The 26807-nt window shown below is 66.8% G+C and carries 26 protein-coding genes; 15 read left to right on the top strand and 11 right to left on the bottom strand.

Going from position 1 to position 26807, the window contains the following annotated elements; genetic code table 11:
- From EAO75_RS33935 to eccE, 3 genes are all read right to left on the bottom strand, one after another.
- The coding region (locus tag EAO75_RS33935) for an SCO5717 family growth-regulating ATPase (protein WP_261989542.1) at positions 1-859 on the bottom strand (859 nt) is incomplete at its 3' end.
- A gap of 254 nt (positions 860-1113) precedes the next feature.
- Positions 1114-1887, bottom strand: a complete 774-nt coding sequence (locus EAO75_RS33930) for a hypothetical protein (protein WP_410092515.1) — start codon at positions 1885-1887, stop codon at positions 1114-1116.
- Between the two features lie 205 nt (positions 1888-2092).
- Positions 2093-3412 carry a type VII secretion protein EccE gene (gene eccE, locus EAO75_RS33920; protein ID WP_187284696.1) on the bottom strand — a complete coding sequence of 440 codons (1320 nt, stop codon included), beginning with the start codon at positions 3410-3412 and terminating at the stop codon, positions 2093-2095.
- A 353-nt stretch (positions 3413-3765) separates the two neighbouring features.
- Here eccE and eccB point away from each other — a divergent pair, with 353 nt between their 5' ends.
- The 7 genes from eccB (at position 3766) to EAO75_RS33885 (ending at position 11255) form a co-directional block, all read left to right on the top strand.
- Complete coding sequence (gene eccB, locus EAO75_RS33915; RefSeq protein ID WP_147999008.1) at positions 3766-5346, top strand: type VII secretion protein EccB; 1581 nt, start codon at positions 3766-3768, stop codon at positions 5344-5346.
- Positions 5347-5596: 250 nt separating this feature from the next.
- Complete coding sequence (locus EAO75_RS33910; protein ID WP_147999007.1) at positions 5597-5908, top strand: WXG100 family type VII secretion target; 312 nt, start codon at positions 5597-5599, stop codon at positions 5906-5908.
- A 116-nt stretch (positions 5909-6024) separates the two neighbouring features.
- On the top strand, positions 6025-6315 hold the full coding sequence (locus tag EAO75_RS33905; RefSeq protein ID WP_147999006.1) for a WXG100 family type VII secretion target: 291 nt from the start codon (positions 6025-6027) through the stop codon (positions 6313-6315).
- 312 nt (positions 6316-6627) lie between these two features.
- Complete coding sequence (gene mycP / locus EAO75_RS33900; RefSeq protein ID WP_147999005.1) at positions 6628-7842, top strand: type VII secretion-associated serine protease mycosin; 1215 nt, start codon at positions 6628-6630, stop codon at positions 7840-7842.
- Positions 7843-7937: 95 nt separating this feature from the next.
- Positions 7938-8270 carry a hypothetical protein gene (locus tag EAO75_RS33895; RefSeq protein WP_147999004.1) on the top strand — a complete coding sequence of 111 codons (333 nt, stop codon included), beginning with the start codon at positions 7938-7940 and terminating at the stop codon, positions 8268-8270.
- Between the two features lie 42 nt (positions 8271-8312).
- On the top strand, positions 8313-9854 hold the full coding sequence (locus EAO75_RS33890; RefSeq protein WP_147999003.1) for a WXG100 family type VII secretion target: 1542 nt from the start codon (positions 8313-8315) through the stop codon (positions 9852-9854).
- Positions 9855-10058: 204 nt separating this feature from the next.
- Positions 10059-11255, top strand: a complete 1197-nt coding sequence (locus EAO75_RS33885) for a S8 family serine peptidase (RefSeq protein WP_261989543.1) — start codon at positions 10059-10061, stop codon at positions 11253-11255.
- A gap of 1162 nt (positions 11256-12417) precedes the next feature.
- Here EAO75_RS33885 and EAO75_RS33880 read toward each other — a convergent pair.
- From EAO75_RS33880 to EAO75_RS33865, 4 genes are read right to left on the bottom strand one after another with little or no spacing between them, the layout of a single operon-like run.
- Entirely contained in the window at positions 12418-13074 is a 657-nt protein-coding gene (locus EAO75_RS33880) for a hypothetical protein (RefSeq protein WP_147999002.1), read from the bottom strand.
- A 35-nt stretch (positions 13075-13109) separates the two neighbouring features.
- Positions 13110-13820: a hypothetical protein gene (locus tag EAO75_RS33875; protein ID WP_147999001.1), complete on the bottom strand. Its 711-nt coding sequence runs from the start codon at positions 13818-13820 to the stop codon at positions 13110-13112.
- Positions 13821-13847: 27 nt separating this feature from the next.
- Positions 13848-15089, bottom strand: a complete 1242-nt coding sequence (locus EAO75_RS33870) for a putative T7SS-secreted protein (RefSeq protein ID WP_147999000.1) — start codon at positions 15087-15089, stop codon at positions 13848-13850.
- Complete coding sequence (locus tag EAO75_RS33865; RefSeq protein ID WP_147998999.1) at positions 15089-15418, bottom strand: hypothetical protein; 330 nt, start codon at positions 15416-15418, stop codon at positions 15089-15091. The genes EAO75_RS33870 and EAO75_RS33865 overlap by 1 nt, the downstream gene beginning before the upstream one ends.
- Before the next feature lie 362 nt (positions 15419-15780).
- Between EAO75_RS33865 and EAO75_RS33860 the strand changes: the two genes are divergently transcribed.
- Positions 15781-17259, top strand: coding sequence for a hypothetical protein (locus EAO75_RS33860; RefSeq protein ID WP_147998998.1), 1479 nt, complete (start codon positions 15781-15783; stop codon positions 17257-17259).
- Positions 17260-17579: 320 nt separating this feature from the next.
- Complete coding sequence (locus EAO75_RS33855; protein ID WP_147998997.1) at positions 17580-18818, top strand: PQQ-binding-like beta-propeller repeat protein; 1239 nt, start codon at positions 17580-17582, stop codon at positions 18816-18818.
- 96 nt (positions 18819-18914) lie between these two features.
- On the opposite strand, the gene EAO75_RS33850 is transcribed toward EAO75_RS33855, so the two are convergent.
- Both EAO75_RS33850 and EAO75_RS33845 read right to left on the bottom strand, forming a co-directional pair.
- Positions 18915-19529 (bottom strand): hypothetical protein, encoded by a 615-nt coding sequence (locus EAO75_RS33850; protein ID WP_147998996.1) that lies wholly within the window; start codon positions 19527-19529, stop codon positions 18915-18917.
- A gap of 32 nt (positions 19530-19561) precedes the next feature.
- Positions 19562-20080 carry a hypothetical protein gene (locus EAO75_RS33845; protein ID WP_147998995.1) on the bottom strand — a complete coding sequence of 173 codons (519 nt, stop codon included), beginning with the start codon at positions 20078-20080 and terminating at the stop codon, positions 19562-19564.
- A gap of 148 nt (positions 20081-20228) precedes the next feature.
- Between EAO75_RS33845 and EAO75_RS33840 the strand changes: the two genes are divergently transcribed.
- Positions 20229-20597, top strand: a complete 369-nt coding sequence (locus EAO75_RS33840; protein WP_261989541.1) for a WXG100 family type VII secretion target — start codon at positions 20229-20231, stop codon at positions 20595-20597.
- A 20-nt stretch (positions 20598-20617) separates the two neighbouring features.
- The gene (locus tag EAO75_RS33835; RefSeq protein ID WP_187284694.1) at positions 20618-21721 is read left to right on the top strand and encodes a PE-PGRS family protein; all 1104 of its coding nucleotides are present in this window, start codon (positions 20618-20620) and stop codon (positions 21719-21721) included.
- A 1157-nt stretch (positions 21722-22878) separates the two neighbouring features.
- On the opposite strand, the gene EAO75_RS33830 is transcribed toward EAO75_RS33835, so the two are convergent.
- Positions 22879-23091 carry a hypothetical protein gene (locus tag EAO75_RS33830; protein ID WP_147998994.1) on the bottom strand — a complete coding sequence of 71 codons (213 nt, stop codon included), beginning with the start codon at positions 23089-23091 and terminating at the stop codon, positions 22879-22881.
- Positions 23092-23713: 622 nt separating this feature from the next.
- On the opposite strand from EAO75_RS33830, the gene EAO75_RS33825 reads away from it, so the two are divergent.
- The 4 genes from EAO75_RS33825 to EAO75_RS33810 all read left to right on the top strand — a co-directional run bounded on the left by EAO75_RS33825 (position 23714) and on the right by EAO75_RS33810 (position 26136).
- Positions 23714-24127, top strand: a complete 414-nt coding sequence (locus tag EAO75_RS33825) for a hypothetical protein (RefSeq protein ID WP_147998993.1) — start codon at positions 23714-23716, stop codon at positions 24125-24127.
- A 100-nt stretch (positions 24128-24227) separates the two neighbouring features.
- Positions 24228-25358 carry a hypothetical protein gene (locus EAO75_RS33820; RefSeq protein WP_147998992.1) on the top strand — a complete coding sequence of 377 codons (1131 nt, stop codon included), beginning with the start codon at positions 24228-24230 and terminating at the stop codon, positions 25356-25358.
- 22 nt (positions 25359-25380) lie between these two features.
- A complete protein-coding gene (locus EAO75_RS33815; protein WP_147998991.1) occupies positions 25381-25665 on the top strand; it encodes a hypothetical protein in 285 nt (94 codons plus the stop codon).
- A 51-nt stretch (positions 25666-25716) separates the two neighbouring features.
- Positions 25717-26136, top strand: a complete 420-nt coding sequence (locus EAO75_RS33810; RefSeq protein WP_261989540.1) for a hypothetical protein — start codon at positions 25717-25719, stop codon at positions 26134-26136.
- 81 nt (positions 26137-26217) lie between these two features.
- On the opposite strand, the gene EAO75_RS33805 is transcribed toward EAO75_RS33810, so the two are convergent.
- Positions 26218-26733 carry a hypothetical protein gene (locus EAO75_RS33805; protein WP_187284693.1) on the bottom strand — a complete coding sequence of 172 codons (516 nt, stop codon included), beginning with the start codon at positions 26731-26733 and terminating at the stop codon, positions 26218-26220.
- Between the last annotated feature and the right edge of the window lie 74 nt (positions 26734-26807).

The following is a 26807-nucleotide window of genomic DNA, read 5'->3' as shown; positions in this document are numbered from 1 at the left end:
CGTCGGGTGGATACGGCGCTCCGCAGACGACACAGGACACCTCCGGCGGCTGGGCAGGCGTGGGCTGCTGCGGGTAGCCATAGCCGCCGGACGTGTCCTGGCCGGGCTGGGGAATGCCGTAGCCGCCGGAGGTGTCCTGTGCCGTCTGCGGAGCGCCGTATCCGCCGGACGTGTCCTGGCCGGGCTGGGGAATGCCGTAGCCGCCGGAGGTGTCCTGTGTCGTCTGCGGAGCGCCGTATCCACCCGACGTGTCCTGGCCCGGCTGGGGAACGCCGTAGCCGCCGGAGGTGTCCTGTGCCGACTGCGGAACGCCGAAGCCACCCGACGTGTCCTGGCCCGGCTGAGGCACGCCGAAACCGCCGGAGGTGTCCTGGCCCGGCTGCGGCGCACCGGCCGCCCCCGACTGCTGGGGGTAGCCGTATCCGCCGGCCGCGGGGGCGCCGCCCGTGGCGGACTGCTGCTGCGGGAAGCCGTAGCCACCCGTGGCCTGGCCCTGCTGGTTCGCGGGCGTGCCCTGGGCCGGGGTGTGCGGGGACGGCTGAACCGGCTGCGAGGGCTGGGCGGGCTGCTGCGACGGGACGCCGAAGGACTGGGGCTGCGCCGGTGCGGGAGTCTGCGGCGCGGGACCCTGCGCGGGCACGCCGGGCGGCCCGGTGGGTGTGCCGACGGGTGATCCGGTCGGTGGTGGTGGCGCCTGGCCGGTGTCCTGTCCGCCTCCGGAGGAGCCACCCTGCGTGCTTTGGGCGTACCAGGCGGGAGGTGTGTAGACGATTTCGAACTCGCCGGTGAGATCCACCTCGTGATCGTCCCCGTCCGAGGAAGGGCTCCCGCCGTTGTACTCGGACCGATCCCTGTTCACTGCTTGCCTCCTGGTCAGCCACTGCTGCTGAGCTGGTCGTCGTCGCGGTCGGGCGGACCGAGTGGCGAGTCCCACGCGACTGCGATCGTCACCGCACCACCAGAAGCCTAATCACTCGCATGGCGGGACGGAAAAGCCCCCATGGGCGCGGACGCTATAGCTCAGGGTGCCGGGACGGAAGGGCCTCATGGGTGCGGGGGGAACGCCCCCTGGGCGCGGCGCAGTTCGCACGCACGCCCGGCGACGACGACGGATCAGTCCATCCGGCGGGCCACACCGAGCAGGCCCGTCTCGGCATCGGTGGGCTCGGTCATGACGAACTTCTGGTGCTTGCGGGTGCACCACAGGGCGACCCCGTCGTGCAGCGTCGGCAGGTGCTGGAGCTGGTCCTCGGGGACGCCGAGGGTGTCCCGTACGGCCTCGGTCTCGTACGGCGAGATGCGCTGGATGCCGACCAGATGGGCCTGCGCCAGCCAGCGCGGCGCGTGCTCGCTGACGAAGGGCAGCACCGTCACGACGGCCTGCCACGGCACGGACGTCACACGACCGCGCGGCGGACGAATGCCGCAGTCCCGGAACAACACGACCGGACTGGACACCGACGGCCCCTGCGCGGGCACCCGGCCCACCGGATACACCGTCACACACTGCTGGCCACCGCCCGCCGCCTGGGCCAACTGCTGCCAGGCCTGCGGACGACCGGTCTCGACACCCACGCGCGCTCCCGTCGCGGCGGCGCGCAGCGCCAGCACCTGGGCGAGCCACAGGCCGCCCACGAGCACGACGTCGAAGGGCGTCGGACGGGACAGCCCGAGCACCGCCGGATGCGACTCCGGGTCGGTGCCGATGATCACGCCGTCGTCACCGAGCGGCATGCTGATCGCGGCGAGCTCGTCGGCGGTGACGACATGACGGTTGCGACGCGGGCCGCGCAGCCCGAAACCGGGGCTGAAGATACGGCGTTGCTGCTGCGGTGAATCCGGCTGCCGGATGATCGGGATGAGACCCGTGTCGGTGGGCGAGGCCACGTGCGCGGGCGGCGGGCGGTGGCCAGCAGTGTGTGACGGTGTATCCGGTGGGCCGGGTGCCGGTTTCAAGGCGACGCTGCTGGACGAGACCGAGCTGATGCAGGCTCTGGCGACGTCCAGCTGCCTCAACCCGCGCGCCAACGCCCAGCACGGGCAGGACGGGCGCACCCAGCGCCGTACGGTCGAGTCGGTGCGGGCTGGGACATCAGTACGTACCTCCGAGCGGCAAAGTGGCGAGGGCTCCGGGGACCTGCTCGCGGTCGAGGCGGACCAGGCCGACCTTCGAGGTACTCGCGGCCCGCTCCAACTCACGCCCCACCTGGCCGAGTTCACTGTCGCCGCGGGCGGTGACGCGGATGTGCCCGGTGAGCGAGACACCCCGGTTCCCGGCCTTGCTCAGGGTCATGCTGAACGTCGTGGCGAGCACCGGCAGCGAGGTGAACCGCGTCACCAGCTCGGGCAGTGCCGCACCGCCGCTGCCCAACTGCGGCCAGCGGGAGACCCAGTACGTCGCGTGGTACCGGTCGTCGACCCGCCAGTTCCGCACCGACTCGACCGTACGGCGCTGGGTGCGCCCGTCCTGCCCGTGCTGGGCGTTGGCGCGCGGGTTGAGGCAGCTGGACGTCGCCAGAGCCTGCATCAGCTCGGTCTCGTCCAGCAGCGTCGCCTTGAAACCGGCACCGGCCAGCCGGCTCGCCAACTGGTCGGCCACACGCAGCAGTGCGCGCTGCGCGCCGGGAACGCCGTCACCGCGAGCCTGCACCGCCTCCGGGCACAGCTCCGGGTCGAGCTTGAGGGCGACCCAGGTGAGCCGCAGCGCGGGAGAACCGGCCTGCGCCTGAAGGGGGCCGTACGACCGCGCGGCAAGCGACTGCTGCGGCAGGTGCGGAGCGGGCGCCGGCTGGGTGTGCTGCACGACCTGGGCGGAGGCGAGCCGGATCCCGTCGACCTCCAGGGCGTCCTGGACCAGCCGCAGCGGCAGTTGCCGTCCGGCGGCCCCGGGGCGCAGCGGCTGGTCGCCGGGCTGGACGAAGAGGACGGCGGTCAGGAAGGTGCCGTCGCCGATCATGCCGACCGAGCGGTCGTCACGGGAGACGAAGGAGTACGTCCGCAGCGCGGGGTCGCACTCCACGACGGGCACCAGCATCGCGTCGGTCCCGGGCGGGATGGGCATCTTGGCGTCACGCCGGCGCTGCCTCAGCGCGCGCGTCGTCTCGTACCACTCGGGCAGCGGACGACGCCCGCGGCGCAGCACCGCCATCAGGAGCAGCAGCGCCGCCACGGCGCCGGCCGGAGCCAGCAGCCAGGAGGCGTCGGCGGCCCAGGCGACCAGCATGACCGCGGCCGCGAGCTCCACCAGGATCAGCTGCTGCAGCCGCACCGGGCCGAGGCCGCCGGGACGGGGCAGCGTACGCGGCGAGGCGGCGGTGGGAGTGGCGGGCGTCGCCGACGTACGTCTGCCGCCCGGACCCCCCTGTTGCTGCTGTGCGCGGCGTCCGCGCCGGGTGCTCGTAGCGCTGCTCATCCCCCGGGACATCCCTTTCGCGAAGTAGTGGCCGTCGGTCGGGCGGGATCCGCTGTCCGGGATCCCGGCGACGGGCCAGGGGCATCGATGGCCCACAACATCCATGCGGGTGGCTCACGGTACCCGCTGCAGAACATCAGGCGACACAGGGGACACCCAAACCCCAGGTGGCCAGCCTGTCATGGACCGGGCCCGCTTGGTGGAGGGCCGTGGAGAAGCTCTGTGAAGATGCCGGGGCGGCCGCACACCTGATGGATCGTCGCCGCGTCGCGCAGTGCATAGTAGGTGCCTGCGTGGCCGTATCGGCCTTTTCGAGCGGGATCGAAGCATCACAAACGGGAGAAACGGGGACCATGGCAAAGCAGCGTCGGGATGAGCTGGCCGCCTACACCTTCGCTCGCAAGCGCACCGTCGCGGCGTTCCTGGCGCCGTCACCGGGCGGCTCGGAGGAAGGCGCGCCGCGTCCGGTCCGTACGGTGATGCCCAGCCTTGCGGTGGGTGTGGTGCTGGTGATCGGCTTCATCGCCTGGGGCGTGATCAAGCCCACCGCGCCCAAGGGCTGGGACACGCCGGGCGAGTACATCATCGTCGACAGCGACTCCACGACGCGGTACGTGGTCCTCGATCCGGACCCGAAGGACAGCAAGGTGGAGAAGGTCCTCCACCCGGTCCTCAACTACGCCTCCGCCAAGCTCCTGCTCGACAAGGGCAAGGGCACCGTCCTCGAGGTCCCCGGCAAGGAGATCGACAAGAGCGGCATCCGGCACGGCGCGACGATCGGCATCCCGTACGCCCCCGACCGGCTGCCCTCCAAGGAGGACGCGGAGCAGGCGAAGAGCTGGGCGGTGTGCGAGCGCCCGGCGCCGGGTGAGGAGGGCGCCATCGACCGGGCCGTGTTCGTGTTCGACGCCGAGGACGCCAAGTCGCTCGGGAACTCGGGGAAGGTCGACCCGCTGGAGGCCTTGTACGTCAAGGACACCAAGACGCAACGGGACTACCTGGTCGACGGCAGGGGCAACAGTTTCCTGCTGGGCGACGAGTCGGGCCTCGACGACACCTCCATGGAGCAGATGCGTTCCGCCGTCATCGGCAGCAGCACCACGGCCAAGCCGCAGCCGGTGAGCCAGGAGTGGCTGAGCACCCTCAACCGGGGTGAGGACATCGAGTTCCCGACGGTCCCGAACGCCGGCGACGCGACCTCGGTCCAGGGACTTTCCGGCGTGAGCACCGTGGGCCAGGTGCTCCGGGCACGGGACGCGCAGAACGATGAGTTCTACGTCGTCCTCAAGGACGAGGTCGCCTCCATCACGCCCTTCGTCGCCGCCCTGCTGGTCGCACACGACGGGACCGCCCCCGTGAAGGCCAGCACCACGGACATCATCACGGCCAACGGCGGCCCGGCGGGCAGCTTCTACAAGGACAAGGGCTGGCCCCTGATCGTTCCGAAGCAGGCCAACTCCGCGGCCACGGCGTCCAGCGAGGCCCGCAACACCTCGTGCAGCGTCTACAAGGGCGAATTCGGCACGGACAAGAAGCCGCAGCTCGCCGCCTGGGCCGGGACGAACTACCCCAAGAAGGTCATCAGTGACTCGCTGAGCGCCTATGTGTCGTCCGGCTCGGGCCTGCTGTTCCAGGAGGTCACCGGTGCGGCCGCGGGCGGCGGCCGGGTGTACCTGCTGACCGACACGGGCCTGAGGTACTCGCTGCCGTCGGGCAACGACAGTGAGGCGGAGGGCAGCGGCTCCGGGGCGGCCTCGTCCTCGTCTCAGGGTGACTCGTCGCAGGGCGAGGCGAGCGAGACGGACAAGGCACGCACGAGGCTCGGTTACGAGGACCTCTCCAACCCCGCGATCGTGCCGCAGACGTGGGCGACGTTCATCCCGAAGGGCCCGACGCTGGACACGGCGAGCGCGGCGCAGCCGCAGAGCCAGTGACGTAAGCCCGACGAACCGGCCTCGCCCGGGAGCCCCTCAACGGGCCGACGGGCGAGGGCACTTGAAGGTAAGACGGTGCGCGGGTCACAGGACGATCGCCCAAGTGTGTGAGCCGTGTAACTGATTGGCCTTGCCTGTGGTTGAGTGACAGGCTGACGATAGAGTGTTTGCAGCGCTCAAGCGTGCGAAGCTCCTCCGGGCACCGGAACACAGGTTCCCGGATTAACGACGACATGGGGGAAGGTTCATCATGGCCGGCCAGTTCCGGGTAACAGAGGACGAACTCACCAAGCTCTCCGGTGACATCAGCACCGCGAACGGTCAGCTGCAGGGCGAGATCCGCCGCCTCAACGGAGTGATCGACCAGATCGCCGGCGGCTGGAAGGGCCAGGCGGCCCAGTCCTACCGCCAGCTGCAGGACCGTTGGAACGCTGACGCGAAGCGGATGAGCGACATCCTCAACGACATCAAGGAAGCCGTGGACTCCACGCGGAGCAACTACTCCGCGTCGGAAGAGCAGCAGAACTCCGAGATCAGCAAGATCATGTCCGACTTCGGCTGATCCAGCCGAGCGGAATCCGGCTGTTCCAGCCGATCCGGGACGACCAGGACCCATTGATCAGGTCGGGTCGACCCAGTCGATCTCCACAGACTTCCAACGATTCTTCCTGAAAGGGAATGACGATGTCGATCCTCGTCAATTACGCCACGATCACCAACGCGTCCACGGACGTGAAGTCGACCGCCGGCCGTATCAAGCAGCAGCTCGACGACCTCGAGGCCGCCGTCAAGCGCGTCGCCAACTCCTGGGAGGGTGAGGCGCAGGAGGGCTACCAGCGCAAGCAGCGCGAGTGGGACCAGACCGCCGCTGACCTGCACGCCACCCTGCTGAAGATCTCCACGGCGCTTCAGAACGCCGCCGAGAACTACCAGTCCACCGAGAAGAGCAACGCCTCGACCTGGGGCTGAGCCCGTCGGCGACCCGAGGGACATGAGATGAAGGGAATCGGCCCAGCGGACGCCACGGCGACCGCTGGGCCGACCTCTGCTTCGGGGTCGTCCACAAACTCCGCGGGAGTGCACACGGCAAATCCCGCAAACATTCACACACATCGCCACACGTGTGACACCTACATGACTCAGCTTCGAAGGAAGCAGCCAGCAAGGGAAGCCCTGGGGGACCTGAACATGAGGGGCCTGAGCGTGAAGGGCCGAACGGCCCGTTCGCGTAGCCGCACCGGCCGCGACAGTGGAACCCGCGCACTGCAGCGGGTTTTCGGCGTGCTCGCGGTGACCGGGGTCTGCCTGGCTTCGGCGCCGCCGGCGGCGCTGGCGGACTCGGCGGCCGCCGGTTCGGGCAGCAGCCCGGACTTCGGCCTGTCGGCCAGCACGGAATGCGTCTTCGGCGGCGACGTCATCAAGTCCACGCCCTGGTCTCTCCAGCGGATCCTCCTGGACCAGCTGTGGGGACAGGCGACGGGCAAGGACGTCAAGGTCGCCGTGATCGACACGGGCGTCGACGCCTCCAACAAGCAGTTGAGCAGCGCGGTGGCGGGCGGCAAGACCTTCGTCGACGGCCCGGCCACGAAGGACATCGAAGGCCACGGCACGCGCGTCGCGGGCATCATCGCCGCGCGCCCGCTCAAGGGCACGGGTTTCGTGGGCATCGCGAAGGACGCCACGGTCCTCTCCTACCGCTACACGGGCGGGGAGGAGAAGCAGGGCAACTCGCGAACGATGTCCCAGGCGATCAGCGCGGCGGTCACGGCCGGCGCGAAGATCATCAACATCTCGTCGGACACCGCGAACAAGCAAGACAACGCCGAGTTGCGAGGCGCGGTCAAGGCGGCCGTGGACGCGGGCGCCCTCATCATCGCCGCCGCCGGCAACGACGGCGCCAACGGCAAGTCCGCGAACACGTACCCCGCCTCGTACGACGGCGTCCTGGCCGTCGCGGCCTCCGACCGCAACGACGAACGCGCCTTCTTCTCACAGTCGGGCGACTTCGTGGACGTCGCGGCACCGGGCGTCGGCATGGTCTCGACGGTCCCGAAGGACGGCCAGTGCACGGCCGACGGCACGAGCTTCGCGGCGCCGTACGTCGCGGGCGTCGCGGCACTCCTGAAGGACAAGTACCCGGACTGGAACGCGGCCCAGATCGCCACGCGCATCGAGGAAACGGCCCAGCGACCGGGGCGGGGCCCGAACCGGTACATCGGCTGGGGCGTGGTCGACCCGGTCGCGGCGTTGTCGGACGGCTCGACACCGGGTACCACTCCTACGCCGGATCCGCCGGTTGCGGCTGGGGCGGGCGGGGTCGTACCGATGGCCGTGACGATGGGCGAGAGCGAGACGGAGCGGGAGCGACGGGTCGCGATCTACGTACTGGGTACGGGACTCGCGCTGGCTCTTGTGGTTGCGGGGAGCGGGGTGGCTGTGCGGGACTGGCGTGGTCGGCGGGTTGGGTCGTCCGGTCGGGCCGGGCGGGCCGGTTAGCTGGTCTGGGTGATGACGGCGATGACGGCGATGATGTGGCGCGGGCACCGAGTGGGTGCTGACAACTTGAGAAACAGGGGAGAGGACAACGGGGTATGAGTAACGGAATGCGGGTTGATCTGAGCCAGCTGGATGACGTCATCCGCAAGCTCAACGGCCTTCTGTCGGACATGGACAAGGCCAACACGAAGGCCAAGTACGAGACGGACATCCCGAGTACAGCCTTCGGCAGCATGAAGTTCCTGGAGTCCAACGAGCTTCACAGCGCACACCAGGACCAGAAGACAAGAATCGAAAAGATCATCAAGGATCTGCACCAGCTGATCGATGACTTCGGCAAGAGCACCTCGAAGGTCAGGGACAAGTACAGCAACCAGGAGCAGGCGAATGCGCAAGGTGTGAGTGCCGCTCCGGGCTCAGCCAACTAAACGCTTCAGCCACTGGTCACTGACAGAGGGGACGTTTCAACCATGGCCTACGGCGGCTACTACCAAAGCCCTGAGTACTACGAGGCTCAGGAAAAGGCACGACAGCAGCGGATCGACGACAAGCACGACGAGAAGCTCGAATCGCTTCCCAACGGAGGCATGGGGGGCCCGAATCGCGCCAATCTCGACACGCCCTTCATGAAGATGAGCATCCCTGACCTGCGCGCCATGATCCTGGACGCGGATCCCGGCCGGATCTATGAGGTCAGCCAGCACTGGAAGTCGATCCACAACATCCTGTCCGGCGGCGACGGCGACGGCAAGAACGGCGCGGTGGACTCGGTATCGGCGAAGGACAGCGTTGCGGGCATGATGCAGAGCGCTGTGGAGAACGTCCTCGAGCACTGGGAGGGCGACGCGGCCGAGGCTTTCCGTAAGAAGGCCAACGAGATCATGCAGAACGTCCGCAACGGAGCTGCGTGGGCCAACCACTACGGCGAAGCCATGCACGGCGTCCAGAACGACCTGCGGAACTCCATCTCCAAGATGCGCGAGGTCGAAGAGCCCGGTTTCTGGGACAAGGCCTGGGACAAGATGTGGGACGACGAGCGCAACGACCAGCAGCTCTTGGACGACATCAACAAGGGTGTAAGCACTGACGCCGCGCGTCAGGCGAATGCCGACTCTCTGTCTGCGGGGAAGGAAGCGCAGCTGCAGGGGGTGGCGATCATGGAGCAGTTGGCGGTCAACTACAAGGCTTACGCGAAGCCGACCAACGGAATCGATGACAAGAAGGACCCGTTCTCGCCTCCGAACCCCGAAACGCCTATGCCTACCCCCGTCTCCATGCCGTCTCGCGGTGGCTCAAGTCCAGGTATGGGAGCTAGCTCTGCCAAACCGTGGAGTGCAGGGCCGACCGCCAGCGTCAAGCCTGCTCCCACGGTGCCCCGTGACTCGGGCATCACGGGTGGCTCGCAGCTGCCGACTGCTAAGACGAAGATCGACAGCATTTCGCCTGGCCTTACGGGGACCGGTCCCGTCACCGGTACGGGCGGAGGCATCAGCGGCGGCGGTGGCGGTATCGGCACTGGTGGCGCGCAGGGCCCGGGCATCGTGGCTGCTGGCGGAGGCCCCGGCCTTGCGGGCGGTGCGGCCGCACGTGGTGGCATCGGAGCCGCGGGCGGTCGCGGTGGCGTGGCCGGCGGCGGTGCGGCAGGCCGTGGCGCTGGCGGACGAGCCGGTATGGGCGGTATGGGTGGCGGTGCCGGAGCGGGCGCAGCTGGCCGAGGTGGGGCTGGCGCCAGCGGCCGCGGCGCCCTGGCGAAGTCTCGTGGCGGTGTGGTTGGCGCGGCCAAGGGGGTCGCTGGCAAGGGTGCTGGCGGCGGTGCGGGCCTGCACGGTAGCCGCGGTGGTTCGCAGCGCGGCGCCATGGCGGGCGGAGCCGGCGGTATGGGCGGCCGCAACGGGCGTCGGTCGGAGGACGAGAACAGCCGGGGCGACCGTCCCGACTACCTGGTCGAGGACGAAGAGACCTGGATCTCGGAAGAGGACCGCAACCGGAACGTGCCGCGAACCATCGAGTAAGTACGTTAATGGGCCGGACGGGGAGTCGTCCGCCCACCTATGAAGGCTGGTGCACCCAGTCATGGCTGAGTGAGGAGCAGGGAATTGCGTTTGAAGCGAGTCTCGTCCACGACTGGCGTCGTGGCTTTGACGGGAGCCTTGCTCCTCACTTCAACCCCAAACGCGTCGGCGGACCAAGTTCGGGATGCCCAGTGGCCGTTGACGGTGTACGACGCGGAAAAGGTATGGAAGACCTCCCAGGGAGCAGGCGTAACGGTTGCGGTCGTTGATTCGGGCGTTGATGCCGGTCACCCGGATCTAACCGGGCAGGTGCTCCCGGGCAAGGACTTCACCGGAGACGGTGACCCTCATCTAGATGAGAATGGGCATGGGACGGGCATGGCCAGCCTTATCGCTGGCCATGGACACGGTGCGAACGGTTCGTCCGGCGTGAAAGGCCTTGCACCGAAGGCAAAGATCCTTCCAGTCCGTGTGAGCGCAAACGCGGACGCCACATACACCAAAGACTGGGCTACTGGGGTTCGATATGCGGTTGACCAAGGTGCCTCGGTAATCAACCTCTCGCTCAATGACTCGACCGCCTATCCCGGGTCAAGGGCTGCCAAGGCCATCGCATATGCTCAGGAAAAAGACGTCGTAGTCGTGGCAGGCACGGGCAATGACTCGGGCACGGTTAATTATCCCGCGGCTCTCCCAGGAGTCGTTGCAGTATCTGCAGTAGACCAGGCGCTCAATTTCTGGAGTAAATCCAATACGGGGAATGTCACCGTGGCTGCTCCCGGGGTGCAAACACCCCAGGCGGATCCGACCATCAACAGTGGCTATGCGGTAGCCGACGGTACCTCGGGCTCCACCGCCTACGTGTCAGCCATCGTCGCGCTGCTCCGCTCCAAGTACCCCGACCTAACTGCAGGCCAGATCATCAATCGTCTGATCAAGTCGGCGTCCTTCCTGAATAACAAGGGAAAGACCGCGCCCGATAAGGAACTCGGCTACGGAATCGCCCGCCCCGGTACGGCGATGACGATGAACATTCCCAAGGGGCCCAAGGGAAACCCTCTCATCAAGGGCTCGTCCTCCACCTCCACGAACTCCGCCGCCGGCTCCGACGACAACGACAGCACAAGCCAGGCCAAGAAAAAGAAGAAGTCCTCCTCGGGCAGCCTTCTCCTCATCGTCGGCATCGCAGCCGCAGTCCTGGTAATCGGCGGCATCCTCTTCGCGGTACTCCGCAGCCGCCGCAACGGAGGAAACGGCGGTCCCGGCTCCGGCGGTGGAGCCTCGCCTCACGGCACGGGCTACCCGCCCCAGCCCCCGACGGGCTACCAGCAGTACCCCAACCAGGGCTACCCCCCCCGCATCAAGGGCAGTAGTGGTAACTCATCCTCGGAGAGCCTGTGAACTCGGAACTACCGGACCTGAGTTCCCAATCCGCTGCCGATGAGATGACGGCGCGTACAGCGAGCCATTTCACCACCATCTGGCTCGGGCTTGGAATCCTTGTCCCTTGGCTGCTCTTCGTTATGTCGATCATGTCTGGCACGCTTTGGTGGCTGACAGCGCTCAATTTGATCGGCACGCATGTGGGTCTCTTGGTCATGCTGCGTGGCTACCGCGATGACAATCGAGCTCTGAAAGGTGGGGAGCAGGGATTCATGCGACGACCCTGCTCCTCTGCCTCATCGTCGCCGAGATTCTGAAGTGACCTAGAAGCCAAGAACGAGAAGGGATCCTCCATGGGCCTCGTCGTCCTCGTGGTTGGCGTGATCGGCCTTGGAGCCGTAATTGGCGCCGTCGTCGTCTTCGCTGTGCTGCGCAGCCGTCGCAACTCCAATGCCGGCCCAATCGGCCCAGGCGCCGGAAGTTACCCCCAGAACGTGGGCTACTCGCCCCAGCAGCCGTATCCCTCAGCTCCCTATCAGGGGTATCCCGCTCCTCCCGGACAGACGCCCCAGCACGCCAACCCCTACACCCAACAACAACCCTCGAATCCGGTACAACAGACGGGCCAGTGAGCTCTTTCGGGGTGTACCGAGCCCTGCGGAAGATGAACGCCAGCTTCAGTGGTGACGCCCCACTCGACTGATGCCTGCGACGCGGACAGCGCATGGTCGGGAGAGGGCCGCCGTCAGGTCGTGGGGGGCCCGGCGAGATTCACCGCAGCTGTCCCGCTGGGCACTGGCTACCCGTTCACTGCGTGCCGACGGTGTTAGCCCGACCGCCTCGCTGAATCGAGCGCGACGGGATAGGAAACCAACAAGGCTCCTGTGCCGGTGAGTTGAGGCGCTGAACACCTCCCTCGTCGTGGATTCCGGCGGGAGCAAGTTGCCGTGAACTGACCTATGCCAAGCGGGAGTTCGACCGAATGCTCGTCCCGATTCCATGCGGTCCATGCGGGGTGCGCCTGGGACGATCCCGGTACCGCTGAGTCATCTGTGGCTTGAGCGCCTGCCGTGCGTCGAACGTAATTGAGGCGCACGTCGACGCCCTCGCCGCTGATGCCACTGGCGATTCAGCGGATCACTCGGGTCACGGCCCCGTGTGCGGTAGCCGGTCCACTGAGTCAGAAGATCCTTCGGTTGATGTCSGCGTCCTGGGCCCGGGTGACGCGGTCGGGGGTCGCCAGCTTGCGGTCCTGTGCGGTCGCGTCCCAGTCGTCGGGCTGCATGAGGAAGAACGTTCCGGAGCTGGGCACATAGCCGACCGCGCCGAACGGAAGGTCTCCGGCGACGTACACGCCGTTCTCGATGCCTTCGGGCCAGGGGTTGCGCCACGAGGCGCTTCGAGGGACGGGGATCATCCGCATCAGCGGTGACTCCTGGCCCTCGGCGGTGTGCAGTGTGAGCGTCATGCTCTTCGGGCGGCCCTTGGTCGCCTCGGCGCCGTCCGCCTTGGTGATCCGGGGGCAGAAGGTGTCGAAGGAGTATTGGGCCAGGGTCCTGCGGCAGGTGCGCGTGAGGAGGACCGCGACTGGGATGGTTTTGAGCGTGGCGAGGAGACCGAAGATGCCGACGAGGATCATCGGCCCTCCAATGATGAAGATCCAGGACATGCCGGCGCGATTCGCCGCCGCGCCCAGCGGCGGCACGCCGAAGGCCATGAGCGCGTAGATCACGGTGTTGCGGCTACCGGCCCACCACATCCGGGTGGTCAGCTTTCCGCGCAGCGCGGCCGTGTCCAGTGTTCCCGGTGCGTGGGTGCCTTGCATGTTGTCCTGCACTAGCTCTCCTGTAGTCCGTCCCAGCCTGGCTGGTGCTATCCGAAGTCGTTCCGCATGGTGGCGGCAGCGCCGGTCAGCGCATCTGGCTCCTGGGAGGCTTTGTCATCCGCCATGGCTCGTTCGGGATCGGTGAAGGTCAAGGTGCGCGCGATCCCGAGCAATATGTTCCGGTAGTCGTCGGCGGCGTCGAGGTCCGGGGTCACCATTTGAAGCACGATCAGCTCGGGGGTGCTCGGTGCCGCCACCGCGACGATGCCCTGCCAGATGTGACTCGGGAGTGTGTCGTTCAGCTCCGGCCGCCGGGACGACCGCGGGGCGGTCGGCCGCTTCTCGGAGAGGAAGCCGAGACCGCACGGCAGCTCCAGCGGGCGCATGCCTTCGTCCCGACCGTCCGCGGCGCTGCCCGCGAGGCCTGCCACCACGAGCTTCGCGCTGCCGGACGTCGGCAGTGTGGACACCGTGAACACCGACGTCGTGAAACCACCGGCGTCATTGGGGTGGACCCCGAGCGCGCACTCCTGCACCCTGTTGGCGTTCAGCTGGCTGACGATGCCCGCGTACAGGCGCAAAGCCCGGTCCGCCTCGTCCCGCTCCTGTTCGGGCAGCCCCCGAAGCACATTGATGACTTTCATGAGCTGTTCGGCCGACGGATTGAGATCCAGGGACACATAGCCCACAGGCAGTCCATACCAGAACGACGGCTTGCGGGTGGCCGGCGATGCGGTGGTCGGTTCACTCACGGTCATGCGGTGCCTCTACTCTCGCCGTGGCTGTCATACGAAGCCGAACAATCCGGCGATGCCGTGTCCCGTCGCGGCGGCCTTCGTCCCCTCGGCGGCGTTGTGCTCGGTGCCCTTGTCGTCGATGAGGCCGAAGCTCTCCGCGGAAGACAGTCCGTTCGCGGCGACGTTCACCATGTTGACCTTGATGTCGCCCATCAGCTTCAGCGAGCCCATGTTGCTGGCACCGGCAGTTCGCCAGGCGTCGGTGGCCTCATCCGCCGCCGAGCGACCGATCCCGAGGACCCCGCCCTTCGTACCGGCCCAGGTCTTCGTAGCAAGGTTGGCTCCGTCGGCTGCGCTCTCGAAGCCCTCCTTGGCCGCGAGGCCCAGTGCCTTCCCGCCCGGAACCATCCCGACGAGGTCCCCGGCCATGGAAGCGTAGGCGGAGAAGATCTCCATTCCGCTGCCTTGGAACATCAAATTCTTGCGGAACTCCTCGTCGGAGAGGTTCTTGCCCATGGACACCGCGCTCGCAATGAGCGCGATCGGCCCCATGATCGGGGCCAGAGCGGGGAAGAGGGCGAGCAGACCGGCGATGGCGCCGATGGTGCCCGCGTGCTCTGCCAGGAATTTGCCAACCGATACGAGGATGTCGCCGACGCTCTCCCAGAAGCCCTTGTCAGGGGCCTTCTCCGCAGTGCTTTCCAGAGCCTTGGCGATGATCTCGGCGTCGTGGGAGTGCTCGGACTCCAGCTCTTTGATCTTGCGGTTGAGCGACTCGTACTCGTTGTTGGCTTTGGTGACGGCTGTGCTTGCCTCGTTCAGAGCGCGCTCGGCGGAGCGCAGCCGCGTGGTAGCGTCGTCGGCCTCCTCCTGCGTGGGGAAGGTCTGGTTGGCGAGCTTGAGGTCGGGGTGCTGGGCGGCCTGGTCGTACGTGTTCTTTGCCTTGTCGGCTGCGGCCTTCTTCTCGGCCGCGTCGTCGTCGTACTTCTTCGCCAGTCCCCGGTTGGAGACCAACTGGTCGTCCCAATTGTGCAGTTGGGTCGCGGCGGAACGAAGTGCCGAGGCGGCCTTCTTGATGTACTTCGACAGGTCGCCGTCGAGGTTCTCGCGGAACTTCTCTGCCGCGTCGCCCTCCCAGTAGCTGCTCTCGCCAGTGAGCCTAGTCAGCTGCCGGTGCGTGTTCTCCAGCGCCGTGGCGGCCGCGTCGACCTTCTGCTGCAGTTTGGTGACCTCGGTGGGGATGCCCGGTACGGGGTTCCAGCCGATGTTGGGGTACGGGTTCGCGGCCACTACTTACCGCCCCCGTCGCCACCCGAGGTGCTCTTGTCCGCGATCTGCTTGAGAGCTTTCTCCAAGGCTTCCTCGACCTCTTCGTAGCCCTTTTTGTTCGACTGCACGCCCTCTTTGATCTCGTCGATCAGTTCTTTGGTTTTGTCGGACCCGTACTTCCACTCGTCCTGGAACTTGTCACAGGCCTCGTCGAGGCGGGGCGTGCCGATCTGGTCGCCACGCACGTGGTCGAGAGCCGTCCGGGCCTCGTTCAACTCGTCGACGCATCTCTCCAGATTCGCCAGGAACTGCTCGAGTTGCCCGATGTCCGTCTTGAAGTGGTCCCCCATGGGCCGGTTTTCTCCCCGCTCGGCTCTGGACACATCAGGCCTGGGTGATTCAGTTGATCACCCAGGCCGCGTCATCACCCTACATGCGGTGATCTTGCGTGCCAGCTCGGGCCGTGGCGCTCTCATGCCTCTGCGACCTATGGTCACATTTTCTGCACAGAAGCCCCATGGCGGCGGGCCGGGCCGCATTGGCGAAGGTCATAGGGTGTTGCGTTATCTGGGGGAGAGTGAGTCGGGCGTGCGTGCCACTCAAAGAGCCTGCATGCATTGCCCATTGAGGCCTGGGTGASTCACCCAGGCCTCAATCGCGTGCGGCCGGACCACATCGTGCCCCTCATCGGATTTTCGCGTGAGAGGTTGTCATGTCCTATTCGACGCCGCCAGGAGGGCCGGGGAACACCGGCCCTTACGGGGCACCGGTCCAGCAGCAAGGGTGGTACGCACCCCCGCCGCCTCCGCCTGACAACTCCGGCGAGGGCAAGGGGTTGAAGCGCGCTGTCATCGGTCTGCTGGTCCTGGCCGTGGTGGCCGTCTTCGCGGTCGGTGGGCTCGCCCTCTACAACGCTGCCGGCGGGGGCTCGCTGCCCGGTGCGCAGGGCGGTGGCGGCGAGGAACAGCAGATCCTGAGCCCGGACGAGATCGAATCGCTGCTCAATGGCCGTACGAACGCCCTGAAAAGCGGAGACGAGGGGGAGTTCCTGGAGCCCTTCGTGGGCTCGGCGAAGGACGATCAGCGCAAGATCTTCAAGAATCTGCGGAAGATCCCCTTCGCCGAGAGCAAGTACATGGTCCTCAAGCAGACCGGCGACGGCTCGGACGAGTACGGCTCCGATGTGAAGCTCACACTGGATGTCGCCTTCGTCCATCAGATCAAGGGCGTTGACGTCCGGCCGGTCTCCGAGTGGTATCGGTGGACGGTCGAGAAGGAGTCCGAATCGGCCGAACCGCTCATCAGTGAGGTCGAGGGATCCCCGGGCGCGAACGCCTTGGCCAACGCGGTTTACTATCCGGCCCCTTGGGACGTCTACGACGACATGTACGTCAAGCGTCAGGCGCACACCATCACGATCTCGGCCAAGAAGAACGCCGCCGACGCAGACCGTTTCGCTCCGGTCATCGAAGACAGCGCCAAGAAGGATCTCGAGTTGTGGGGATCGAATACGTCGTCGGTCTCGAATACCCCTGAAGGCTTCCTCGTCGTACTCGAGCCGGATCGCAAGACGTACACGAAGCTGTACAACAACGACGGCAGCGACTTGGGCTGGGACGCTGGTGAGAGCGTTCCGATGCCGGCCTTCAACGCCGGCTACGGTAGTGGCGATGACGAACTCGCCTACGGCGGCGCACGCATCAAGATGGACTCCTCGACCAGCCGATTCACTTCATCCGCGTGGCACGCGGGCGTAGGAGACATCTCGCGGCATGAAATCGCGCACGCTCTGATTCAGCCCCAGGACCCTGGTGCATACGGAAACGACGAAAAGACGAGCATCAGGTCCTGGGCGGTCGAGGGGTTCGCAGAGTACGTCTCCTACCGGTTCGACCGCGCTCAAGGAGACGAACGGGTGCGTCGTGATCTGGCGGGCGAGGAATTCGATGGCCAATTGCCGAATCAGGACTTCGAAGCGGGCGGAGCCTCGGTCGGTGCGAACTACGCTCTCAGCTACTTGGCCCTGCGGTTCATCGCAGAGAAGGGCGGCGAGGCAGCCCTCTTCGAGTTTGTCGTGGACCACTACAGGAAGCCCACGAACCTCGATGAACMGCTACAGAACGCAGTAGGCATGAACGAGAGCGCATTCCAGACCGCCTGGGCCCAGTACGTCAGGAGCAACAGCCGATGAGTGCCAACGGACCTGTGCCGGGCAATGGACCCTATGGGCAGCAGCCCGCTCCGCCGCAGCAACCTCCCCTGCCACCCCAACAGGGTCACCTGCCGCCGCAGGGATACGGCCATCCGCAGCAGTCGCCCGCGACACCGCCGGGCCAGCCCGGATACGGCTACCCCCAGCAGCCGGGGCCCCCGCAGTACCCGGTGGGTCCGCAGTACCCGGGCTACGGTCAGTCAGTTCACCCACCGCACTTTCCCGTCGCCCCCGCTCCCTCTCCGCAGCCGCGGAAGAAGAAGACCGGGCTGATCGTGCTGCTCGTTGTCGCACTCGTCGTGCTCGCCGGCGCCGGAGGGGCCGCGTGGTATGTCGTGGCGGGCTCGGGCACCAAGCCGTTGTGGAGTGTTCCGTCGAAGTCGGAATGGGGCCTCGGGGAGCAGGAGGTGGACGGCACTTGGTTCACCGACAGGGCCGTTGTTCAGACCTTGTCCGGTGGTGTGAAGGCCTACGCCCGTGACACGGGGCAGAAGCTGTGGGCCACGCCGCTGCCCGGCGCGGGCAACCAGGCTTGTGTCGCCCCTTCGGTCTCGGACGGCGACGTCGGCATCGTCGCCTATGGCGCTTCGGGTATGGCGGGCGCCCACGGTCAGTGTGATCACGTCGCCGCCTACGACCTCAACTCCGGGAAGGAACTGTGGCACCGGGGCTTCAAGGTGAAGGACGAGTTCAAGACCGGCGGGAAACTGGCGGTGGCTCGAGCCGGGGAGACAGTCGTGATCACCACCGATCGGGAGCAGGTGGCACTGAAGGCGGCTGACGGCACCGAGACCTGGGATGTGAAGAAGGTGGTGCCGAGCGGCTGTGCGTCCGGCACGTACACCGGCGGCAAGAATCTGATCCGCACGACATCCTGCCTCGAGGGCGACGAGTTCGAGGGGAAGCGGTGGACCGAGGCATCGCTCGTCGACCCGGACACCGGAAAGGCCGGGTGGACGAAGCGATTTGGTGAGGGTGAAGCGGAAATCGCGCTTTCCACCTCCCCGCTCGTCCTCAGCGGAGAGGCGAAGGGCGTGTTCGCCCTCGACGAGAAGTCCGGTGAGCGACGGGGCGAGCTCTCGGAGATGGCGGAGAGGTTCTACCTGCTTCCCGAGGAGGACGGAAGCCCGATGCGCCAGGTCGCGGGCTTCGGGAACATCCTCCTCATGGGGATGGGTGAGAAGGAGAGCGCCGAAGGGGAGGCCAAGACGCTGGTCGCCTACGACCTCGACAGCGGCAAGGAGCTGTGGAAAGCGCCGGCTTCCAGCACCGTTGAGTACATTCCGCTGAGGGACACGGGTGGCGAACGTCTCTTGGCATACGTCACTGACGGCGCGGAGAAGCCGAAGCTCGTGGAGTTCGATCCCAAGGACGGCGCGATGACGACCGTCGCCGAGTATCCGGAGGAAGTGGACCAGAACATGGGCGCTGGTGCCTGGCCGTTCTGGCACCAAGGGGTGCTCTACGTGACCTCCGTCGGCGCCGGCCTCAACAGCGATTCGTACGCCCTCGTGGCATTGCCGACGACCGCTTCCTAGAAACGGCCCCGGCATAGGGGGAAGGGCGAGAACGGACCMCGCGKGGTCYGTTCTCGCCCTTCCCTCAGGGTTGCCCGGGGGTACGCCGAGACCGCGTCACAAGAAGAACATCACCAGCATGCTGATCCCGAAGCCGATCACACCCACCGCGATCAGGGCGTAGACCGTACCGACCAGTCCCTGTCCCGCAGCCTGCCGGGCGCGCTGGAAGTCGGAGGGGCCGCCGAAGGCGAAGCCGGTGGTCGTGGCGAAGAGGCCCAGGGCSAGGGGGATCAGGGCGCCGAACCACCACACGCAGCCGACCGTAATCGCCCCGACCCACCCATGGTCCTGCTGATAGGAGGTATCGCCGGTCTTGAGGGCCTCGATGACCTCGCCGCGCTGGTGCAGGGCGTCGGTCTTCAGTTCGGCGTTGACGTCCTTGGTGGAGCCGTCGGCGGCCGTGAAGGTGCCGTAGCACCACTTGGTCTTGGTGCGTTTGCGGGAACTGCTCGACGTGCTTGAGCGGTACTTGTAGTCGACCGTGCAGGTCTCGACCGTGAGCTTGCCGGGGGTCGACGTGGCGTAGGAGTAGGGGCCGAGGTAGGCGCCCAGGGCCAGGAGGACCACTCCTACGAGGATCAGGCCTACGCCGATGAGGCGGCCCGGGCCGCCTGCGCCGGCTCCTGGCGGGGCGGCGTTCGGCGTGGTGTTGCCTTGTACTTGCGTCATGGGGGTCACTCCTCGGATTGCGGTTACGGGCTTCACAGGGCGAATGCGCAGACGAGCGCCGCCAGGACGCCCAGGGTGAAGAGGCCGCCCACGAGGGGGCCCGTGATGGTGGGGGACGGCAGGCGCTGCCAGGAGGCCGCGAGGCCGGGGCCGTTGCGGGCGCCGAAGCCGGTCAGGAGGCAGAAGGCGCCGGACGCCAGCAAGGAGAGACAGAGCGCGAGAATCGCGGCGTTTTCTCCGGGGTCGCGGTCCTGCGGCAGTTCGAACATGTCGCCGACTTGCACCACGGGGATATTCGACCCGGCCTCGAAACGCGATGAAGTGTCCACTTCTATGTTTTGGTAAGAAGTGCCACTGTGCTGTGCGGTCCAGCTTCCTGCGCACCTGAACCGGAGTTCCGTGGAACGCCCGTGCGTGCCGTAATGGGTCTTCGTGTGCGCTTCGCATGAAGAAACGGTGAGGGTTCCATCGATGCCGTCGCCGGCGAGTTCACCGCGCAGCTCCGGAATCGTTACCGCAGCGATGACGGCGGCCGCGAGCAGCAGTCCCAAGCCGACGAGTCGTCCCGCCCATATGCCCCTTGAGCTGCTGTAACGCGACGGTGCTGTCACCACTTGAGGGTCCCTTGGATAACTTGACGATCTCTTGACCGACCGATTTTCTCGGTCGTGCGGGGGGAGTCTAAGCTATCCGCCAGTCGTGCAATACGACGCGCTGCAACGGGAGTTCGGGGGACTAACGATGACGTTCGACAGCTTTAACGTGGACACGACCGTACTTCGACGGCAAGGGCAGAATTTCGCCGACCTCGGGGGTGATTTTGCCGGCGCCTCCAAGCGACTTCAAAGTACCTTGGAGGGTATTGGAGAGCCCTGGGCGGACGCTGAATTCGGGGACATCTTCGGGGAGATCTACACGCCCATTCGTGACGGAATCTTCACGTCGATGGACAGCCTTGCCGAACGGCTCCAGCAGATCGGGCACAACCTGCAGGACAACGCGCGCAACTACGACGCCTCTGACACGTCGAACAGCGGCCTGCTGAGCGGGATCGCGGGTCAACTCTAAGCGGATCAGGGGTCATTGGCATGTCGCTCACACTGCCCGGCGAGCTCGTCTGGGTACTCGASCTCCTCGGCTACAGCTGGCCCGAGGCCGACGAGGAGGCGCTGCACCAGGTCGCCGAGACCTGGCGGAGCTTCGGCGAGGAGCTCGAGAAGGTCCAATCGCAGGGCGAGGGCTTCGCCCGCACCGTCATCTCCAGCAACTTCGGCTCCTCCATCGAGGGCTTCAGCAAGGACTGGGGCGCCTACACCGGCGCGAACGGCGAGGACAGTTATCTGCCCGACGCGAGAACCGCCTGCGAAGTGATCGCCTTCGCCTTCGACGTGGCCGCCGTCGCGGTCCTCACGGCGAAGCTTTCCGTGATCGCCCAGCTCATCGCCCTGGCCATCGAGATCATCGCGGCGCAGGCGGCGGCGCCGTTCACCTTCGGACTGTCCGAGGTCGGCGCGCTCGGCGCGACCCAGGCCACCCGCCTGATCGTCCGCGAGCTGCTGGATCGGCTCAAGAGGGAGGTCATGGAGGCGGTCACGAAGGCCATGGAGCACGCGACCATGGACAGCCTCAAGAAGATCGCCAAGAACTTCGTCAAGGAGCAGGTCAAGCAGATCGTCCAGGAGCGGGTGGTCGACGCCGCCAAGGACAAGGCCCGCGAGGCCGCCGTCGGGATGGCGCAGAACATCGGGCAGCAGGGCATCGAGACCTACTTCGACGCGCGCTCCGGCATCAATCTCGGCGAGACGGCGGACGTCGCCAAGACCGCGGCCGGTGACTATCTGGGCGGCCTCAAGAACGAGGTCACCGCGGGTGAAGGATCGGCGCTCGCCGGCTACGCGGATCCGGGCACGTACGTGGATCACGCGACGGAGAGGGTCACGGGCGCGGTCGGGGACCGTGCGCAGCAGGGTGTCGATGCGCTGGCCGGGCATGCGGGCGGCACCGGTGGTCAAGCGTCCGACGGCTCCGCGGCCACCGACTCGGCGGCGACCACCGACACCGGGTCCTCTCGCACGACACCGGCGTCCAGCGGCAGGGTCGCGGCGGGTGCCTCTGCGGCGGGTTCCCGTTCGTCCGGTACGCCCGGCTCGTCGGGCGACGCGAACGACTGGGCTCGGAGCGAGTTCGGGTGACCGACGGTAGGAATGACGTGCGGCGCACACCTCCACATTCCAGGTGAGGCGACTTACGCGGCTCCCGGGAATGTGAAGGCCGTAGCCCACCGCGTTGTGAAGACCACCGGTAAGGCGGTCCTCGGCGCGCAGGTCTCACCGGCGACGCTGTCGGGCAGACGGTTCAGGAGGGTCCGGAGGGTGCCGCAGGCATCGCCGCCGATGAAGTCGACGACCGCCTGGAGGGAAACCTCAGTCCCAGCACGCCCACGCGTGAGGCACTGGGCATCGCCAATCCGTCGGACAGCGATCGACGGACCGTGGAACCGCGGCACTGGGACAATCCCTTCGGCTGACCGCTCGTCTGATCAGAAGGAAATGCGGGTTGAACAAGGACTGCCGTGACCAGATCCAGCCACTCCTCCAGCCCGGAGAGCGGCTACTCGCGGTATGCGAGTGCGAGACGGCTCCGGGGTACCGGAGCGGCCGGTCTGGCTACGGCAACCGCCCCAGGAGTCGGAGCTGGAGCGCCGGCTCAAGTCCCGCCTTMCCGGGGCAGTGCAGAGGTTTCTGCGTCCGGCCGAACTGAAGCCGGTGACTCGGCTCGAGCGGACGCTGGAAGGTGCTGACCAAGCAACCGGAATGCCCTCACCCGGGCGGCGCATGGCAAGGGCATGCACGGTGGTTGGGAGAGCCAGGCAGGGCAATTTCTGGTGACGCACTACACGGCGGCACGCTTGCCCGCCTCTACGCCGGCGATCGCATTCACCGATCGCCGGGTGCTCGCCTTCGCGGACCGTGCCAAGCCGTGGCAGTCCGGTCGGGCGTACGAACTCCAGTGGGAGGCCCCGCGGACGGGGGGCCTTGGAGTCCGTAGGAAGCCCAAGGGAGTTCTCCAGCGAGGCCGATTCGAGCTCCTGTTTCCAGACGGGTCGTGGATCGCATTCGTGGCCTCAGTTCCGACACACGCGGAGCCGTTCGCCGCTGAGGTGTGTTGCTCGCGCCCCTCGTGAATCAGCCCGTTGCCGGGCGTCGGCCGCATCGATCTCCCCCTGTGAACGGGGGACGGTGTGGTCAAGGAGCGGGAATGGCTCCTGCGTTGAGTTCGTAGGCGTAATCAGACTTCGARTCGATCGTGGGCSGGGCCCTCCGGCGCGCGTCGAGCCCTCACTTGCCACTCACCGGCAGAAACGTACGCGGGGCGACGCATGTCCCGTCCGATGCCAAGGGACAGCCATGGTGCCGTGATAAAAGGCCTTCGTGCTCTCGGCGGCGTTGCGCTCGGAGCCGTCGTCGCCCATGAGGCCGAAGCTCTCCGCGGACGAGATGCCATTCGCGGCGACGTTCACCATGTTGACCTTGATGTCGCCCATCAGCTTCAGCGAGCCCATGGCTGTCACCGGCAGCCCGCCAGGCGTCAGTGGCCTCATCCGCCGCCGAGCGGCCGATCCCGAGGGCCCCGCCCATCACGCCGCCTCAGATCTTGGTGGCGAGGTTGGCTCCGTCGGCCGCGCTCTCGAAGCCCTCCTTGGTCGCGACGCCCAGTGTCTTCACACCCGGAATCATGCCGACGATGGCCCCTATCCCCCTCGCCCTGGGCCTCCGAGCACCAACACCACAGGCTTTACCTTCTGCGGCACCACCGACTTCCGCAACGCCAGGCAGACAGCGGGCCAAGGCCAATGTATGGCTCCGGGCGGACCGGAGGGGCAGGCGGAGAGCGCGGACGGCTAAGCGCTGACGTTCCTTCTCGAAACTTTCACACCGACTTGCTTTCCGGTCATTTAGGGGCGATTTTCGAGAAATGATGCATGGGAGCTTAATTCGCCGCAATCGAGCGAGTTTGCAGGGACGGTGCAGGTAGAACGGCTTCCGAAAGGCCAATTCGGCCTAGCTGTTGTTGAGTTGCTGCGGCGCGTGGGCTTGACGCACGGGGCGCGTGTTGAGCGTTCGCAGGTGCGTTGGTAGGTTCACGCCGGTCGAGACATGCCGACCCGCCCGATGAGGTACCCCTTGGACAGCGCCGCGAACAGTTCCGACAAGCGCGTAGACGACTCCGAGTTTCTGGAGATGACCCAGCAGGACCCTGCCCAGGCCAAGATCCTGAAGCAGTCCCTGGAGCATCTCGCCTCGGGGCTGGGAGGCCCGGCGCTCAAGGAGATGGCCCAGGAGGTCCTCTCCGGGCGCATGGGGTTGCGTGAGGCGGCCAATGTGTCGGCCTACGCCGAGGAGGCCGTGGAGCGGTCGGCTCCGCTCGCCGAGAAGTGGGCCTCCATGTCCGACAGCGAGCGTGAAGCGCTCGCCGTGGACGGGGAGCGCCGGATCGAGGAGGAGCGGCGGCAGCTCGACGAAGAGCGGCGTGTGGCCTCCGAGGACCGGTCGAGTGCGAAGGGGCGTCATGACGGGCGTGGTTGGTCCTTGTACTGAGCGGGCGTATCTGGTGGTCAGTGGTCGTACGCCCTGGTGCGTGGCCGCGCCCGGCGGCCGGACCGCCGACCGTTGAGCTGATGCAGGCGATGGGGGAAAAGTGGACTTTCGAGTAGAACCGGGTGCGATCGACGGCTTCTCGAAGCTTGTGGGCCGTGCCGCGGATGGCAGTGCGCAGGCGGTTTCCTACACCGGCACTCACGCGCAGATCGAGACGTCGGTGGGCGGGGCGGCCTGGGACCTCGTCGCGGGTGATCACGACCAGTACGTCAGCGAGGCCAAGAAGGCCCTGGACAAGGTCAAGGGCCTTCTGGAGGCGTCCGAGAAGGAGCTGACGGGCACGGCCAAGTACTACCGGGCGACCGACACCGACCAGGCGGCCAAGCTCGACGCGACCTATCCGGGCTCCAAGGTGTCGGACGGGAGTTCCGGGGGCGACCCTCAGGACTTCAACGACGCGAGCGATGCAGTCGATGTGCTGAAGCCACCGGGCGACCCCAGCAACCCCATCGTCAAGTACGCGTCGGGCCACGCCGACGAGTACCAGATGAATCCCGTCCAGAAGACGCTGGGCAGCATCCTCGACCTGGGCAGCCCCTCGGCGATGGCCGTGGAGGCGTCCAAGCTGCTCTTCGACTTCGACCCCTTCGCCGAAGTGACGAACTGGGTGTTCGGGGACTGGAACAAGTACAACGACTGCTCCGACGTATGGGCCAACCTCGCGTCGTTCTGCGACGCGGTGGCCGCCAATGTGCGCAAGGGCAGCCAGAACGTCGGTCTGAGCTGGGACGGCAACGCCGCGAACGCGGCCACCGTGTATTTCGACGAGTTCACCAAGAAGCTCGACGAGATCAAGGAGACCTTCAAGTCCCTGCAGACCTGTTATGCGCAGGCGGCGCAGATGGCGTTCCAGTTCGCGGAATTCCTCAAGTCGTTCCTGGTGATGTTCTGCGACCTGCTCGTCATCTGGCTGGTCAACCTGCTCGCGGCGCAGGCCGTCAACCTGATCCCGGTCGGTGGGCAGGCCGCGTCGGTGGCCATGTTCGCCCTCGCCGCGGCACAGGCCATCCGGCTCATGCAGATGTGGGCCGAGGCTGCCCAGGCGTTCGACAAGTTCGCGATGGCGCTGAGCGCGCTCGGGATGGTCATGTCCGCGGCCGTGAACGGATTCTCGGCGGCGGACGGTTTTCCCCAAGTGGGCAGCAGCGGCTACGACCACCAGGCCGTATAGCGGAGAAGGAGATCGAGGAACGATGGGTTTGCTTGGCGGGGTCGACGATCTGGAGCGATTCCTCACTCGCTCGTGCTACTTGAGCATCGCGTCCGTCCCGGCCTGCTGGGCTCTCATGATCTTCCTCATCGGAGACGGTGGCTGGCGATTCAGCTTTCTGCTGAGTGCCGTCCTCCCGCTCGTCGCCGCGTATCTAGGGGTCCGCGCCAAGCGGGAAATTCGTACGGGGATGTCGGCTACGGCGTTCGGGCTCGCCTTCGCCTCAGTGCCGTTGATGCTTGGACTGGCGTATCTCGAGGGCTCGTGACGTGATCGGCCCGCCGCCTGCGCGTGGTCGTCCCCGATAGGCTCGGTTGCCATGACAACGCATGGCGGTAACGCGGCGGACGGGTCGGACGGGTCGGACGGGTCGGACGGGTTTGAGGGATCGGGCCTGCGGCCACTCTCCTCCAGGGCGAGCGCGGACGAGTTGCGGGCGGAGTTCCAGGCTCAGGGCCGACCGGGGCTCGCGGAGCAGCGGCGGCGCGACGCGCGGCAGGCACGGGGGATGTACGCGGCGTTCGCCGGGTTGGTCGCCGTCGTCTGTCTGGTCCTGATCGTCGTACGCCTCGTTCAGGGCGATGCGCTGGGCGTCTGGGTTGCGACGTACGCCGTGGGTGTGGCCCTCGGCGGTTGGGGTTTTGTGCTCGCCCGGATCAGTCACACGCGCTGGGCGATGATGGTCACGTGTATCGCGGGAGCGCTGGCGGGTCTCGGGGACAGCCCCGCATTCCGATGAGCCGGGCCGGGTGACGGCCGGGGTTCAGCTACCGACCGGGCACCAGGCAGGGGCCGCCCGGACCGGCATCTGAGGGTGACGTCACCTCTGGCGGCGCCTGCTACCGATGAGATAGGCGAGGCCCCAGGCGGCGGCTGCGGCGAGCACGAGGCCGAGCGGGGAGAACCAGTCGACTCCGCCTTCGACCTCGTTGTTCCACCACGCCTTGGCAGGGAAGAAGGGGTCGGCCTCCATCATGTCCCCGATGGCGGCGGGCGATTGCCGGTCGGCGATGATGAGCGGGAGCGCATTGGTGTAGCCGAAGAAGGCGCCGAGCGCGGCGATGATGGCCCCGCTGATGTGGGCGCCGGTGTTGCGGTGACCCACCAGGCCGACCAGGCAGCCGACTACCGCACCGTTGATCAGCGCGTGGCCCAGGTAGAGGGTGTTGGCCGTCGTGATCGACTGGTCCTCGTACGTGGCCAGGATGAGACCGCTGTAGAGCAGCGAGACGATGACCGAGGCGAAGAACCCGAGGAAGACCGCGCCGACCGGATGACCGCTCGCATTCGGCAACTGCCCGTAGGGGGGCGCCTGGAACGGTGGGGCGGGCTGCATCGGATACATCGGTTGCAGCGGCGGTTGTCCCGGAACAGGCGCCATTCCGGGGTGCATGGGGGGCTGCCCCGGGA

This window comes from Streptomyces sp. UW30 (assembly GCF_008042075.1).
Taxonomy (GTDB): Bacteria; Actinomycetota; Actinomycetes; order Streptomycetales; family Streptomycetaceae; genus Streptomyces.
This window is presented reverse-complemented; position numbering and strand designations above follow the sequence as displayed.